At 64.2% G+C, this 15,599-nt stretch carries 14 protein-coding genes; 9 read left to right on the forward strand and 5 right to left on the reverse strand.

The genetic code is table 11. From position 1 onward, the window contains the following. The first annotated feature begins 11 nt into the window (after nucleotides 1-11). Nucleotides 12-599, forward strand: coding sequence for a DUF5701 family protein (locus tag AOT83_RS02855; protein WP_057963834.1), 588 nt, complete (start codon nucleotides 12-14; stop codon nucleotides 597-599). 67 nt (nucleotides 600-666) lie between these two features. Further along, nucleotides 667-2,064, forward strand: coding sequence for a hypothetical protein (locus tag AOT83_RS02860; protein ID WP_057963835.1), 1,398 nt, complete (start codon nucleotides 667-669; stop codon nucleotides 2,062-2,064). On the opposite strand, the gene AOT83_RS02865 is transcribed toward AOT83_RS02860, so the two are convergent. Then, a complete protein-coding gene (locus AOT83_RS02865) occupies nucleotides 2,047-2,955 on the reverse strand; it encodes an oxygenase MpaB family protein (RefSeq protein WP_057963836.1) in 909 nt (302 codons plus the stop codon). The two genes, AOT83_RS02860 and AOT83_RS02865, sit on opposite strands and share 18 nt — an antisense overlap. A 130-nt stretch (nucleotides 2,956-3,085) precedes the next feature. Here AOT83_RS02865 and AOT83_RS02870 point away from each other — a divergent pair, with 130 nt between their 5' ends. Next, nucleotides 3,086-3,520 (forward strand): hypothetical protein, encoded by a 435-nt coding sequence (locus AOT83_RS02870; RefSeq protein WP_030094684.1) that lies wholly within the window; start codon nucleotides 3,086-3,088, stop codon nucleotides 3,518-3,520. Nucleotides 3,521-3,595: 75 nt separating this feature from the next. Here AOT83_RS02870 and AOT83_RS02875 read toward each other — a convergent pair whose 3' ends face one another. The 3 genes from AOT83_RS02875 to coaA are packed head-to-tail and all read right to left on the reverse strand — an operon-like array spanning nucleotide 3,596 to nucleotide 6,688. Next, nucleotides 3,596-5,278, reverse strand: coding sequence for a GMC family oxidoreductase (locus AOT83_RS02875; RefSeq protein ID WP_030094688.1), 1,683 nt, complete (start codon nucleotides 5,276-5,278; stop codon nucleotides 3,596-3,598). A 41-nt stretch (nucleotides 5,279-5,319) separates the two neighbouring features. Then, complete coding sequence (locus tag AOT83_RS02880; protein ID WP_057963837.1) at nucleotides 5,320-5,715, reverse strand: nuclear transport factor 2 family protein; 396 nt, start codon at nucleotides 5,713-5,715, stop codon at nucleotides 5,320-5,322. 40 nt (nucleotides 5,716-5,755) lie between these two features. Further along, on the reverse strand, nucleotides 5,756-6,688 hold the full coding sequence (coaA, locus tag AOT83_RS02885) for a type I pantothenate kinase (RefSeq protein WP_030094690.1): 933 nt from the start codon (nucleotides 6,686-6,688) through the stop codon (nucleotides 5,756-5,758). 53 nt (nucleotides 6,689-6,741) lie between these two features. On the opposite strand from coaA, the gene AOT83_RS02890 reads away from it, so the two are divergent. From AOT83_RS02890 to AOT83_RS02915, 6 genes are all read left to right on the forward strand, one after another. Beyond that, complete coding sequence (locus AOT83_RS02890) at nucleotides 6,742-7,950, forward strand: hypothetical protein (protein ID WP_030094691.1); 1,209 nt, start codon at nucleotides 6,742-6,744, stop codon at nucleotides 7,948-7,950. A 21-nt stretch (nucleotides 7,951-7,971) separates the two neighbouring features. Next, entirely contained in the window at nucleotides 7,972-9,429 is a 1,458-nt protein-coding gene (locus tag AOT83_RS02895) for a glycine hydroxymethyltransferase (RefSeq protein WP_030094692.1), read from the forward strand. A gap of 127 nt (nucleotides 9,430-9,556) precedes the next feature. After that, a complete protein-coding gene (locus AOT83_RS02900) occupies nucleotides 9,557-10,363 on the forward strand; it encodes an acyl-ACP desaturase (protein ID WP_030094693.1) in 807 nt (268 codons plus the stop codon). A gap of 287 nt (nucleotides 10,364-10,650) precedes the next feature. Further along, nucleotides 10,651-12,006, forward strand: a complete 1,356-nt coding sequence (locus AOT83_RS02905) for a PhoH family protein (protein WP_196325608.1) — start codon at nucleotides 10,651-10,653, stop codon at nucleotides 12,004-12,006. A gap of 22 nt (nucleotides 12,007-12,028) precedes the next feature. Further along, nucleotides 12,029-12,895 carry a polysaccharide deacetylase family protein gene (locus tag AOT83_RS02910; protein ID WP_030094695.1) on the forward strand — a complete coding sequence of 289 codons (867 nt, stop codon included), beginning with the start codon at nucleotides 12,029-12,031 and terminating at the stop codon, nucleotides 12,893-12,895. 2 nt (nucleotides 12,896-12,897) lie between these two features. Next, a complete protein-coding gene (locus AOT83_RS02915) occupies nucleotides 12,898-15,255 on the forward strand; it encodes a penicillin acylase family protein (protein ID WP_057963909.1) in 2,358 nt (785 codons plus the stop codon). Here the strand turns inward: AOT83_RS02915 and AOT83_RS02920 are convergent. Further along, nucleotides 15,252-15,590, reverse strand: a complete 339-nt coding sequence (locus tag AOT83_RS02920) for a hypothetical protein (protein ID WP_234797629.1) — start codon at nucleotides 15,588-15,590, stop codon at nucleotides 15,252-15,254. The two genes, AOT83_RS02915 and AOT83_RS02920, sit on opposite strands and share 4 nt — an antisense overlap. Nucleotides 15,591-15,599: the final 9 nt, after the last annotated feature.

Below are 15,599 nucleotides of genomic sequence, written 5' to 3' on the forward strand. Positions count from 1 at the left end.
GTTGACGGTCAATGCCCGCTGCTCAGGATGAATTCGATCGCCAGCTTTCCCGCCTGACCGAACTGGGGTACCCGGTCGGTGACCGCGCCAGTCAGCTGGGAAATCGAGTCGCTGACCTTCCGCCGTCCGTGGTCGACCCCGGCGATCACATCCCGTTCATTCTCCTTGTCGCCGGGACCAGCTATGAGCAGACGGCGCCGTTGATGAGCCTGAATGGGCGCAAGGGCTTTCATGTCATGGATGACGGCGACGTGAACGTGTATCGACCGATAGTGGGGATTCCGGATCACGCCTACCTGCTTACCGACGTCGACACCGGCAGCGAGTTCTGCAACGTGACACCGGAGGCGGCGTTACAGACGATCACCGCGCGAGGACGGACCCCGCTCACCATCGAGGAGGGCATTGCCTTGGTTCTGTTGCGGCCGGACATGTTGCGCAAGAACAAGTGTTTCTCGCTGGCGGCCTCGCGGGGAAAAGGACAGCGGGTGCCCGCGATCTGGATATCGGATCGGCGCCCCAAACTCGGGTGGTGCTGGGACCGCAATCCGCACACCTGGCTGGGCACCGCCTCGTGCGGTGGCCGGGTGGCCTTGTAGGCCATGTCCTTCCTTGCTGGATAGACGGGCGTGACTCGTCAACCGGTCACCTGTCACACTGTTACTAATGGTGGCGATGTCGGCACTGGTTTTCGGACTCAGCTGGTGGCTGGGTCTGTATCTGCTCGCGCGTAATCCCCGTAAGCCCGTCCTCGTGCTCGCGGCCATCGGGCTGATCGGCTACTCCGTAGTTGTCGCACTCGACGCCATCCGCGTCACCCCGGGTTCGGATGCCGAACTCCTGGGCCGTATCGAAGTGTTCACCGCGATCATTCCGAGCGTCTCGTGGCTGCTGGTGCTGCTTGAACTCACCAACACCGGTGACCGGTGGCGTGATCGCGCCGCGATGGCCGTGCCCGGCGCCGTCCTGGCCGTCGCGCTGCTCGTGGGCGCCTCATTGGCCGGCACCATCGCCGGTCCGGCTCAACTGGGGCACTGGATCATGTTCTGTGCCAATGGGACCGCCGCCATCGGTGCGGCCATCTTGTTGTTCCGCCGCCGTGCCTCGATACCCGGCTCGGCGCGGGGTGTCGTCCTGGTCGCCACCATGTTCTTCACCCTTGGCGATGCGCAGCTGATCATTCCGCTCGGCATTCTTCCGAGCTGGCTGGCGCTGGCGTCGACCGGCTTCGACCTGGTGCTACTCGGTCTGGGTGTGGCGCTCTGGGATGCCTTCGACGAAGGACAAGCGTTGCGTGGCGACATGCTGCGTTCCTTCGTGGCTTCGATCCTTGTCGGCGCGTTGTTCGGCGCCCAAGCGATGATCGGCATCGCCGTTGTCGGGCAGTCTGTTGCGCTGGTGGTCCTGCTGTTCACCAGCGTGGGCCTGGCCATCTGCATTCAGGTGCAATCGGGCCCCTTCGCCGACTTCCTTGACCGCCTGGCCTTCTCGCGTTCCCCGCAGCTGCGCCACGAGCGTTCCGAGCTGCGTAGCACCGAGGCGGCCTTGCCACTGAAATCGGCATCGCCCATCGACGGCGTCGATGATGAGACGTTCACCCGTCTGACTCGCCGGGCCCTGAGCCACTACGGCGACCTGGCCAAACTCGTCGCCAGCCCGCTGACATCGCTGCCCGCGATCGACGAACGACTCACCGATCGTGGCGCTTCCGACCAGCCCGTCGAGCGTGCCAATGAACTCAGAGCCGTGCTGGCCGAATCCATTTCGCGGCTCAAGCCCCGGGACGACGGAGATTTCGGTACCACCGACCAATGGCGGTACTACAACGCCCTGTACTTCCCGTACGTCATGGGTGTGCGGGCCTATGCGCAGGGCGCGACGGCCGCAGGACTGGACCCGGTATCGCGTCAGGCGTGGCAGTGGCTGGTCACCGAGGTGCCACAGCGTTCGTTGCACAACTGGCAGAACGCCGCGGCCAAACTCATCGCCGCGGATCTGCGCGCACAGACCGTTCCGGTGCCCAATGATGTTCGCACCAACGGTTCGTCACCAGTTCCGCGGTAGCCGTCCCCGTTCCCGGCGCCATCCGGCGTGGCTGCCCGGGTGCCACCGCCACGATGTCGGGATGAAGGGCCACGCCAGCGGCACGGCACGGCCCAGCGCGCGGTAGGCGGTCTCGTCGGCCAGGTTCCACCGAATCCCAAAACGCTTGCGCACCTGGGGTGGCAAGCCGCCATAGATGGTCAGCCGCAGCGGAGGGGCCAACGCCATCCGCATCGGTGTGGTCGGCAGCGCGAGTCGTGCGGCCGGCTTCAAGTACGACGCCACCGGCAGGTAAGGAGACTTGCTCATATCGGGGACGGCGCGTCCCTCGATGACTTTCATCAGGTAATCAGCGGCGGGGTTGGGGGTGAGCACCTCGTCGCAGTATCGGTCCCATTCCTGTTGGAACGCCGCCCTATTCGGTGGCAGCGGTTGCTCGCTCATCGCGTACCGGCGATACCATTCGACACCCTCCTGGTAGAGCTGTTCACGCTCGGCGTGGGACAGCCGATGGCGGGAGTACCTGTCGATGGTTTGTTCGACCATCACCTGGAACGTGGCATGCGCCCACCAGAACGTTGTCGGGTTCAGCGCGTGATACCGGACACCGTCGGGCTGGATTCCCTTGATGTCGCGGTGAAAGTCCCGCACCTTCACCCCGGTGCCGGCGGCGGGCTCGTCGTACACGGTGCCCAGGATCGGTGGCAGCGAGCGGAACACCCTGTCAACGGGGTCTGCGAAGAAATTCGAGTGCTCGATCAGTGCGTAGCCGATGGCGGGGTCCATCGTTTGCAGGAGCCCGGCCGTACCGCCGGTGAAGGCGATGCGCATATCGCCAGCCCAGCGCCATAAAAGTGAATGACGGCCGAGCTGTGCACCGGGCCCGGTAGAGATGACATCCGCTGTTGTCATCCTTAGATGATGGCATACCGCGTAGCGAATTGGCAGGGATTGGCAGTGCCGAATGTCGAGATGGCAGTACATCCCGAGGAATGTCAGTGGTGTCAGCTTTGACCCGGAGCTTTCACACAAGGAGTCCCCAATGTCCATAGCTTCAGAGAACGCCTCAGTACTTCGCACACGATTCGCCCAACCCGATTCGCTCCTGCGATTCGGAATCGGCCTGGACGGCATCGCCACCGGTTCGGTTGCTGTCGTCCTGCTGGTCGCCGCGAAATGGCTTGTCGAGCCGCTTGGTCCCTCGTTGGGATTTCAGGTGGCGCATGCCGCCGCCCTCATCGGATACGGGGTACTGGCCTTCGTACTGAGCCGGGCTGACAGGTCCAAGCTTGGAACCATCGGCGTCGCCTACATCGCCGGCAACCTGCTGGCCACCGTGCTCTATGTGGCTGCGGGTGTCATGAAATGGGTGCCGCTCACCACCGCCGGGGTGACGCTTTCCATCGCGTTCGGCATCTACACCGCCGTCATGGCGGACATCCAATTCCTCGGACTACGGCGCCTGCGCTCGGCGTAGCCGCCCACATGCTCGCCTCGTTCTGAAGGCGAGCTGGTGCCGGGCCATCCAGTGGATGGCCCGGCACCTTCATGTTTAGACCGGGGTCAGCGGCAGGCGCAGCGCGCCGGGTGCGGACTCGGGAACCGTCGGACGGTTGGGCTGCACCGGGAAGACGCGCTTGTAGGGCGAGCCTAGGGCCGGCCGTGGATCGAGCTCACCCTTGTTGGGCCAGAACGCCATTGCGCGTTCGGCTTGGGCGGTGATGGTGAATGACGGATTCACGCCCAGGTTCGCCGATATCGCCGAACCATCGGAGACATACAGCCCGGGATATCCGTAGACCCGTTGGTACGGATCGATCACCCCGGTCTCGGGAGAATCGCCGATGGGGCAGCCGCCGATGAAATGCGCCGTCAGCGGGATGTTCATCGAATCCAGGTGGGTGCTGCCCGCGTATCCGTCGACCTTGTCGGCCATCCGCCGTGCGACATCGTGTGCGACCGGGATCCAATCCGGGTTCGGTTCTCCCGAGCCCTGTTTGGTGGTCATCTTCTTGCCGAACAGCCCGCGTTTGAGATAGGTGGTCAGCGAGTTGTCCAACGACTGCATCACCAGCACGATGATCGAGTGCTGTGCGGCGCGGTAGGGGAACATCGATCGGAACACCATCGCGGGGTGCCGCACATTGGCCAGCCAGGTGCGCGCGAAACGCCATGGGCCGCCGTCAACCATGTTGGTGCCCAACATGCTCAGGAAGGTCGAGCCTTCCCCGTATCGGACCACCTCGACATGGGTATTGGGTTCGGGGTGGATCGAGGAGGTAATGGCGACGCCTTGCGAGAAGTCATCGCGGGTGGGGGAATAGACGATGGGCACCGATTCGGAGTTGGTGCGTGTCTGTTCGCCCAGGCGATCTGACAGGTTGGGCAGCGACCCTGAATCCTTGAACTTGTGCAGCAGCCGCTGGGTGCCCAGCGATGCCGCCGAGAACACCACATGCTGAGCGGTGAACGTGCGCTTCTTCTTACGGACCAGCCGCCCGGTCTGTTTGGTGCTGACCGCATAGCCCTCACGATCCTGCAGGGGCCGCACGTCAAGCACCTCGGTAAGCGGATGTATTTGGGCGCCAGCGTGTTCGGCGAGATACAGGTAGTTGGTCTCGGTGGTGTTCTTGGCATTGTGCTTGCAGCCGGTCATACAGGCGGCGCAGCCGATGCAGCCGGACCGCTCGGGGCCGGCGCCGCCGAAGAACGGATCCGGCACGGTCTTGCCCGGCTCATCGCCGAAGAAGACACCGACATTGGTGGGGTGGTAGGTGTCTTCGACGCCCAGGTCCTTGGCGACGGCGAGCAGCACCTCATCGGGTGGGGTGGTGTGCGGAGTCTGCGCGACTCCGAGCATCCGGCTGGCCTGGTCGTAGTAGGGCGCCAGTTCGGACTTCCAGTCGGTGATATGCGCCCACTGCTTATCGGTGTAGAACTGCTCCAGCGGTTCATACAGCGTGTTGCCGTAGATCAGCGATCCACCGCCCACACCCACCGCGCTGGCGATGAAGGTCTTGCCCAGCACGGTCAGTCGCTGCGGTCCGAAGCACCCGAGCGCCGGTGCCCACATCGCCTTGCGCACGTGCCAGTTGTTCGGGGGAAAATCCTCGCGTTTCCAGCGTTTTCCCATATCTAGTATGCCGACTCGGTAGCCCTTTTCGGTGAGGCGGAGGGCCGCAACGCTCCCACCGAAACCGGACCCGATGACGACTACGTCGTAGTCATAGTCCATGCGGTCAACCTACTGGTTGGTTGCCGCTGACGCACTGTAAATCAGGACGCGGTTTCTAACGCGGCGCGCATCTTCTCGTGCAGCAGATTGATGGCCTGCAACGGACGGATCATGACCTTGAACTCCACGATCTTTCCGGCATCGTTGCAGGTGATGATGTCGATTCCGTTGATGTATTTACCGTCCACGGTCGCCTCGAACTCGAGTGCCGCGGTGTTCCCGTCCAGGATTTCCTTGGTGTAGTGGAAGTTGTTCTCGGGTCCGGCAAGGGTGGCGAAGGCGGCCAACAAGTACATGGCGGTGATCTGCTTGCCCTGCTGCGGGGTGAACACCACGGGGGAGTAGAAGGCCGCGTCCTCGGCCAGCAGGTCGTTGAGCGCTTCCGGGTTCGCGCCGGAAATGATGCCGTGCCAGGTTTCAACCACGTCGTTGATCATGCGCCGAATATACCATTCGGTCTACTTCATGCAAGCTGATCTATAGCTTGCGCAGGCGCAGCCGGTTGATCGAGTGGTCGGCATCCTTGCGGAGCACCAGCGTGGCCCGTGGTCGCGTCGGCAGGATGTTCTCCAGCAGGTTCGGCAGGTTGATCGAGTGCCAAATCTCCTGTGCGGCAAGGGTTGCCTGCTTATCGGACAGTTTGGCGTAGTGATGGAAATGTGATGAGGGATTTGCGAATGACGTGGAGCGCATGGCCAGGAATCGGGAGATGTACCACTGTTCGATGTCTTCAATGCGGGCGTCCACATAGATCGAGAAATCGAACAGATCCGAGACCATCAGGGTGGGGCCGGTCTGCAGCACATTCAGGCCCTCGAGAATCAAGATATCGGGTTGCTGCACAACGTGTTTCTCGTTTTTGATGATGTCGTACAGCAGGTGTGAGTACACCGGGGCGGTGACCTCATGGGCTCCCGATTTGACCTCGGTGACGAATCGCAGCAGCCCGCGCCTGTTGTAGCTCTCCGGAAAACCCTTGCGGTGCATGATGTTCCGCCGGGAAAGTTCGGCATTTGGGTAGAGGAATCCGTCGGTGGTCACAAGGTCCACGCGGGGATGGTGGTCCCAGCGGGCGAGCAGTGCCTGCAGCACACGCGCCGTTGTCGACTTGCCGACCGCGACGCTGCCCGCGACGCCGATGACGAAGGGGACAAGACGGTCCGGGTGTTGGTCCCCGAGGAAGGTGGCGGTGGCGGCGAAGAGCCGCTGGCGGGCGGCCACCTGAAGGTGAATGAGACGAGCCAGCGGCAGGTAGACCTCGGCGACCTCGGTCAGATCGATCTGCTCGCCCAGGCCACGCAGGCCGAAGAGCTCTTCCTCGGTGAGGACCAGCGGCGTGGACTTGCGCAGCGCGCGCCACTGTTTCCGGTCGAACTCCACATAGGGGCTCGGCTCGCTCAGCCGCGGCATGGACGCAAGTCTTGCAGGAACCATTCGTGAACGCGGCACTAGGGTTGTGTGACATGGGCGATAACGGCCGGTCGGAGAACAGCCTCGTCAACGAATACCTGCTGCTCGGGCTGCGATTTGACCGTATTGAGAGTGGATACGTCGACTCCTTCACCGGTGATCCGGCGCTGCGGCAGCGTGTCGAGAACGAGCCCACCCCCGATCCGGCAGACCTGGCCCGCCAGGCCGCGGCCCTGCGGGCCGAGCTGACCGCAAGTGACCTCGATGCCGCGCGCAAGGCCTTCATCGATACGCACTTGAAGGCGTTGGCCTGTGCCGGCCGCAAGTTCGCGGGCGAGAACATCGGATTTGTCGACGAAGTGCATGACTACTTCGACGTGCGCATCGCGAAAGGCGACGAAGAGCGCTACCGGGAAGCCCATGAGGCGCTGGAAAGTGTTCTGCCGGAGGGTGGTTCGCTGCTGGAACGGAAAACCGCCTACGACCGGTCCCAGGAAATTGACCCGAACCGCCTGCAGGAATGCGTGGACGCGTTCTCCAGTGCGCTGCGCGACCGGGTGCGCGCGGAGTTTCCGCTGCCCGACACCGAGACGATCACCTACGAGATCGTCAGCGACAAACCCTGGTCGGGGTTCAACTACTACGAGGGCAATTACCGCTCGACAGTCGCCATCAACTCCGATCTCAAGCAATATCTGACCAATGTGCCAGCTCTGATCGCCCACGAGTCCTATCCCGGGCACCACACCGAGCACTGCCGCAAGGAGGCGGGTCTGGTGCACCTGGGGGACCAGCAGGAGCAGACCATCTTCCTGGTGAACACACCCCAGTGCCTGATGGCGGAGGGGCTCGCCGACCTCGCCCTGTACGCGGCAATCGGTGACGACTGGGGGCTGTGGGCACAGGAGATCTACGCCGACCTCGGGTTGCGCTTCGACGGCGAACAGGCTCAGGCTGTCGGGCGGGCGCGGGCCGGACTGATCAACGTTCGCCAAGATGCGGCCCTGATGCTGCATGACGAGCACCGTGACGTCGAGGACGTCATCGCATTCCTGAAACGCTGGCTGCTGGTCTCCGACGAGCGGGCCCGGCACATGCTCAAATTCCTGTCCTCGCCGTTGTGGCGGGCGTACATCTCCACCTACGTCGAGGGCTATCAATTGTTGAAGGGGTGGCTGGACCGTCGCCCCCCGGAACAGTCACTCACGACCCGCTTCGGGCGGCTGCTCGACGAGCCCCTGGTGGCGTCCACGCTGACATAGCCGCCGACTAGGCTGATGGCCATGACGACCTCAGCATCCAGTGATATCGCGCAGGGCGCGCAGTACGCCGAGACCGCCAGCGCCGCCTACCGATCGGCCCTGGAAGTCATCGCGACCATCGAGCCGCGGATCGCGGATGCGACCCGTAAAGAGCTTGCTGACCAACGCGATTCGCTCAAGCTGATTGCCAGCGAGAACTACGCCTCGCCGGCCGTGCTGCTGACAATGGGTACCTGGCTGTCCGACAAGTACGCCGAGGGCACCATCGGGCACCGCTTCTATGCCGGTTGCCAGAACATCGACACCGTCGAGGCGCTGGCGGCCGAGCACGCCCGCGAGCTGTTCGGGGCGCCGTACGCCTATGCGCAGCCGCACTCGGGTATCGATGCCAACCTCGTCGCCTACTGGGCCATCCTCGCGACACGCGTCGAGGCCCCCGCGCTGGCCGAAAAGGGGGTGCGCAACGTCAACGACCTCTCCGAGAGCGATTGGGAGGAGCTGCGCCACCAGTACGGCAATCAGCGCCTGATGGGTATGTCACTGGACACCGGAGGCCACCTGACCCACGGCTTCCGCCCCAACATCTCGGGCAAGATGTTCCACCAGCGCAGCTACGGCACCGATCCCGAAACCGGCCTGCTGGACTACGACGCACTGGCCGCGGCGGCGCGCGAGTTCAAGCCGCTGGTGCTGGTGGGTGGCTACTCCGCCTACCCGCGCCGGGTGAACTTCGCCAAGCTGCGTGAGATCGCCGACGAGGTGGGCGCCACCCTGTTCGTCGATATGGCGCACTTCGCCGGCCTGGTCGCCGGAAAGGTGTTCACCGGCGACGAGGACCCGGTGCCGCACGCCCACATCACCACGACCACTACCCACAAGTCGCTGCGCGGACCCCGCGGCGGCCTGGTGCTGGCCACCGCCGAGTACTCCGATGCCGTCGACAAGGGCTGCCCGATGGTGCTGGGCGGACCGCTCTCGCACGTGATGGCCGCCAAGGCCGTCGCCCTGGCCGAGGCGCGCCAGCCCTCGTTTCAGGCGTACGCACAGCGCGTCGCCGACAACGCCAAGTCGCTGGCCGAGGGATTCCTGAAGCGGGGCGCGCGCCTGGTCACCGGCGGAACCGACAACCATCTGGTGCTGCTCGACGTGCAGTCCTTCGGGCTTACCGGGCGGCAGGCCGAGTCGGCCCTGCTCGATGCCGGCGTCGTCACCAACCGCAACGCCATCCCGGCAGACCCGAATGGTGCCTGGTACACCAGCGGCATCCGGTTCGGCACCCCGGCCCTCACCAGCCGCGGTTTTGACGCCGACGAGTTCGACAAGGTCGCCGAGCTTGTGGTCGACGTACTGTCCAACACCGAAGCCGATGGCACCTCGAAGGCCAAGTACACCCTTGCCGATGGTGTCGCGGATCGAGTGAAGGCCGCTTCGGCCGAACTGCTGGCCGCCAACCCCCTGTATCCGGGCCTCACTCTCTAGAGTCTTTAGTCATCGCGAGTGGACGCTTAGTACCCGCCCTTACTGGGGTTTTGCGGTACTAAGTGTCTCCGCGCGAAGGGCCGCGCGGCGATTTCCCATTTCTTATTCGTCCGGTTACCGTTACCGCATGGCACAGAAACCTGTACCCAATGCGTTGACTCTTGAGCTGACGGATGTCGTCGCCGAGAACATCGATCGCCACCGCGACACCGCGGAACTTTGGTACGCCCATGAGCACGTCCCCTACGACGAGGGCGAGAACTTCGCCTTCCTGGGTGGACGCGACTGGGAGCCCTCTGATGTCAAGCTGCCCAAGGCCGTCGTCGACGCCATCCAGATCCTGCTGATCACCAAGGACAACCTGGCGGGTTACCACCGCGAGATGGTCGAGCATTTCTCGCTGGAGATCATCCCGTGGGCCGACTTCATCGGTCGCTGGACCGCCGAGGAGAACCTGCACGCCATCGCGCTGCGCGAGTACCTCGTGGTGACCCGTAACGCCGACCCCAATGGCGACGAGGACACCCGGCTGGCTCACGTCATGAAGGGCTACCGGGCCGACACGTACAACCAGATCGAGACGCTGGTGTTCAACGCGTTCTTCGAGCAGATGCACGCGGTGTTCGTGCAGAACCTGGCCGCGCAGGCCGACGACGCCGTGCTCAAGGGCCTGCTCGCGAACATCGAGAAGGACGAGCGTCGCCACGAGCAGATCTACAGCAACATCGTGCTCGAATGCCTGCGTCTGCACCCCGAGGACACCATTGCCGCCATCAAGGCGCGCGCTGCGGAACTGAAGGTCATCGGTGCCGATATCGACGGTTACGAGGACAAGGTCGCCTCGGTGGCCGACGCCGGAATCATCGACGAGGTCACCGTGCAAGACGTGGTCCGCGAACTCACCGACAAGTGGGGCGTCACCGAGCGGCTCTGATCTTCCGCCGAGTGTCGACCTATCACGGGGGACACTCGCGTTTTCTGTGTGACAACTCGACACTCGCGCGAAATGTGCGTTAACCCGGAGTTAGTCAACACGCTCGATTCGGTGCGCGGCATCTGCGCGTAGGTGCGAGTAGCGTCAAAAGCGATGGCTAGCGACATGCTTTGCTATCCGGGAGGTACTGATCGTGGCGAAAACGACAGGACCGGCCCCGGTCCTGATGTGGACGGTCTCACGAGGCGTCCACACACGGTACCGACCGCGTCCACGACAGATCGCGTGTGGTGCCGCACGGATGTCAGGAGCGCTCGGTGACTGCTTCAAAGAACCCTGGGACAATCCGTACCTATGTGCTCGACACCTCGGTGTTGTTGTCCGACCCTTGGGCCACAAACCGATTCGCCGAACACGAGGTAGTGATCCCGTTGGTGGTGATCAGCGAGCTGGAAGGCAAGCGTCACCATCACGAGTTGGGTTGGTTCGCCCGCACTGCGTTGCGGATGCTGGATGATCTGCGGTTGGAGTATGGCCGTCTTGATCAGTCCATTCCTGTAGGGACACAGGGTGGTTCGCTGCACGTCGAGCTGAATCACACCGATCCTTCGGTGCTGCCTGTGGGCTTCCGCACCGACTCCAACGACTCTCGGATTCTGGCGTGCGCACTCAACCTCGCCGCCGAGGGCAAGCTGGTTACGTTGGTGAGCAAGGACATCCCGCTGCGTGTCAAGGCCGGTGCGGTGGGCCTGGCCGCCGACGAGTACCGGGCCCAGGACGTGGTGAACTCGGGCTGGACGGGCATGACCGAACTGGACACCACTGCCGAGGTCATCGACTCGCTCTTCGAGTCGGGCGAGGCTGATCTGGAGGCGGCGCGAGATCTTCCGTGCCACACCGGAGTTCGGCTACTCGGCGGCACCTCGAGTGCTCTTGGCCGAGTCAACGCGGAGAAGCGGGTGCAGTTGGTGCGCGGTGACCGCGAGGTCTTCGGACTGCGTGGGCGCTCCGCGGAACAGCGTGTGGCACTGGACATCCTGCTCGATGAGTCGGTAGGCATCGTTTCCCTGGGTGGCAAGGCAGGCACCGGTAAGTCGGCGCTGGCGTTGTGCGCCGGACTGGAAGCGGTGCTGGAGCGCCGCAGTCACCGCAAGGTCGTGGTGTTCCGGCCGCTGTATGCGGTCGGCGGTCAGGAACTGGGCTATCTGCCGGGCAGTGAGAGCGAGAAGATGGGCCCGTGGGCGCAGGCCGTCTTCGACACCCTCGAAGGTCTGGCGTCGCCGGCAGTCATCGAAGAAGTGCTGTCGCGCGGCATGCTCGAGGTGCTCCCACTCACGCACATCCGTGGGCGGTCCCTGCACGACTCCTTTGTGATCGTCGACGAGGCGCAGTCCCTGGAGCGCAACGTGCTGCTGACGGTGCTGTCGCGGTTGGGCACCGGCTCTCGGGTGGTGCTCACCCACGATGTCGCGCAGCGCGACAACCTGCGTGTCGGTCGTCACGACGGCGTCGCTGCGGTGATCGAGAAGCTCAAGGGTCATCCGCTGTTCGCGCACGTCACACTGGTACGCAGCGAGCGTTCACCCATCGCGGCGCTGGTCACGGAGATGCTGGAGGAGTTCGGCCCCGGGCTCTCTTCCTGAACTGACGGTTACGCTGTGGAGCGTGCTATCCAAGCGTGATGTCTTTCGGTGGACGATGGTCGCGGCCGCTGTGGGAAGTTTGATCGCGGCCGCGATCGTCGTCACCGACAAGCAGCGCGCCCTTGCCGAGCCGGTGGACTGCCAACGTGAGAAGTGCGTCGCGCTGACATTCGATGACGGGCCCAGCCCGTTCACCGACCGGCTGCTGGATATCCTGCGAGCCAATGGTGCGCACTCGACCTTCTTCGAAATCGGCAACAAGGTTCAGCGCGATCCGGCGGGCGCCAAACGAGTGGTCGATGCCGGGATGGAACTCGGCAGCCACACCTGGGAACACCCCAACATGACGACGATCCCGCCGGAGGCGATCGCCAGCCAGCTGAGTAAGGCCAGCGACGCGATCGAAGCGGCCACGGGCAAGCGCCCCAAGCTGTTCCGAACCGCCGGCGGCCTGATCAACGACCAGGTGCTGGCCGAGGCCAAGAAACAGGGGCTGGCCGATATCAACTGGGATGTGATCCCGTTCGACTGGGCCAACGACTCGAACACCGACGCCACCCGGGCCATCCTGATGTCACAGATCAAGCCGGGATCTGTGGTGCTGTTCCACGACACTTACTCCAGCACAGTGGATCTGGTTGAGCAGTTCCTCCCGGTACTCAGGGCCAACGGATACCACGCGGTCACCGTCACGAAGCTGCTCGGTCCGCGTGAACCCGGTAGCAGTTACGGCAGCCGCGATAACGGGCCACCTGTGAACCTGCTGAAAGATATTCCGGAGTCGGAGATTCCGCCGCTGCCGAATACTCCGTCGCCGCTGCCCGCGACGAACATCCCCATCACCGACCTGCCCAATCAGGGTGCGGGCGGACCGGCCGTCGGGCAGTAGTGGTGCGACTCGTCGCCTTGGTGTTGATCACGGCACTGCTTGTCGGGCCCGCCAGCGTCGTACTTCCCGCTCCTCAGCGCTACGTCGCGACGATCAGCCGAGACGAACGCGGTGTCCCGCATGTCAGCGCGGACGATTGGGGCTCATTGGGTTACGGCACCGGGTACGCGTTCGCAGAGGACCGCGCCTGCACGCTGATCGACCAGATCATCAAGGTCCGCGGCGAGCGCAGCAAGTGGCTGGGGTCCGGAGCCGGCAATCGGAACGTCGATATGGACTTCGGTTACCGCCACCTGAAACTGTGGGAGAACGCCCCCAAACGCTGGGCCGATCAGCCGGTCAGAGTCCGTGAGCTCGTCGACGGGTACGTCGCCGGGTTCAACGAATCCCTGTCGCTCAACGGCGTGAACGGTGGCTGGTGCGACGGTGCCGGTTGGGTCGGCCCGATCACGGCGCAGGACTTGTACGCGCATTTCTCCGATGTCGTGATGACGGTGTCCAGCATCTCCATGATCACCGAAATCGGTAGGGCACAGCCGCCTTCAGGCACATCGGCGCCGCACCCGGGTGCGCTGCCCGCCCGGCCGCAGATGGGAAGCAACGGATGGGCGTTGGGGTCGGAACGCTCCAGCACCGGCGGCGGCCTGCTATTGGCCAACCCGCATTACCCCTGGACGGGCGAGAACCGTCTCTGGGAGGCGCATCAGAGCATTCCCGGACAGCTCAATGTCTACGGTGTCGGGTTATCCGGAATGCCGTTGGTACAGCTCGGATTCACCGATGCGGTGGCATGGACGGCCACCGTGGCAGCCGGGCGCCGCTTCGCGCTGTATCGCTACGACCTGGATGCGTCCGACCCCACCGCGTACTACGTGGACGGACGGCGCGAGGTGATGACGCCCGACCCCATCACCATCGAAGTGGCGGGCGAACAGGGCATCTCGCCGATGAGCCGCACCCTCTACTCCACCAAGCACGGACCGGTGGCCGACGTGGACACCGTGGGCTGGACACGGGCGCAGGCCATCGCGATGGCCGACGCCAACGCCGATACCAACACCACGCTGACCCAGTATCTGGGCATGGCCACCGCGGAATCCATGGATGATTTCCAGGATGTTTTCCGGGCCAATCGGGGTGTGCCATGGATGAATACCGTCTCGACGAGCGCCGACGGACGTGCCTGGATTGTCGACAGCTCCGCCACCCCCAATCTGTCCAGGGAGGCGCTCGCCGCGTGGGCGGTGGATCGCGAAAAGCCGGGCCTGATCAGGGATGCGTATCGCTCCGCGGGCATGGTGGTGCTCAATGGCTCCCGGTCGCTCTTCGACTGGGCCGATGATGACAACGCCGCGGCGCCCGGGCTCATCGGGTACGACCACATGCCCCAGCTCGAGCGGCGAGATTATGTCTTCAACGCCAATGACAGTATGTGGCTTGCTCATCCGGATCAGCTGCTCACCGGCTATCAGCCACAACAAGGTGGCGAGGGGTGGATGCTGACGCCCCGCACCAAGACCAACGCGCGACTCCTCGCCGAGAACAGCGGTAAGTGGACGATCGACGATGTGGGTGCCGCGTTGTTCTCCGATCGCGCGATCCTCGCCGATCAGCTGCGTATACCGCTGGTGCGGGCATGCACGGCGACCAAGGTTGTCGACGGTGTGGACCTGGCCCCGGCATGCTCGGCGCTGGCCGCCTGGGACGGCAGATTCACCAAGACCGCGCGCGGAGCCGCCGTGTTCCGCGAATGGCTCTCCCGCTTTACCCCCGAGGAGCGAAAGGACCGCGGCAGGCTTTTCGCGGACGGGTTCAACCCGGCCAATCCCGTTGGCTCGCCCTCGGTTCCGGTCACCGACGTCGGGCCGTGGCTCACCGAACTGGCGGCCGCCGTGCGGCTGCTGCAGCGCGCCGGCATTCCGGTCGATGCGCCCTTGGGGGACCTGCAACGTGAGGTGCACACCGGACGGCTGCTGCCGATCGGTGGCGGAACCGATATCGAAGGCGCCGCCAACATCGTGGACTGCTGCTCCTGGGGCACCAGCTCCGAGCCGCAGCCCAGTCCCGGTGAACGCCTGGAACCCGGCACGGAGCTGCGCGCCATCCCGGGCCCATCGGGGGTGCTCAACGGGTACCCCATCCAGGAAGGCGACAGCTTCATCATGGCGTTGCAATACGGTCCCGACGGGCCGGATGCGAAAGGCCTTCTGGTCTACGGCAACCCGGACGATTCCAGGAACCCCGCCTACTACGCGGGCGCGCAGGCATTCAGTGCCGAACAGCTGCGCCCATTGGCCTTCAGCGCCGCCGACGTCGCCAAGGAGGCGGTGTCCACGGTGACGATATCCAGGCCGCGCTAATCCGCCCGGGATTCCTCAGCGGCCGTGAACCACAGCGCCAGTGCCATGAGCGCCGCCGTCACCAACAGGCCGAGTCCTTCGAAGATTCCCAGAGCCTGGCCCTGGTGATGGTTGGTGTCCACCAGATGGCTCACGGTGTGCAGCGCCCAGTGGCCGGTGGCAATGGCCAGCGCGGGTACCCGCCATGACGGCCACTTCACCGCGGCCAGCAGCGCCAGCCCTACTGGGATCGCGAAGGACCCGAAGTCGAACAGGTAGTGGTCGTTTCGCACGCCGAATGCGCCGAGCGTGTCGAAGAACGATTCAGGGGCCACAATCGCCCAGGTCCCCGTCACCGCCTGGTA

The sequence above is a fragment of the Mycobacteroides sp. H001 genome, from assembly GCF_001440005.1.
Classification (GTDB): domain Bacteria; phylum Actinomycetota; class Actinomycetes; order Mycobacteriales; family Mycobacteriaceae; genus Mycobacterium; species Mycobacterium gwanakae.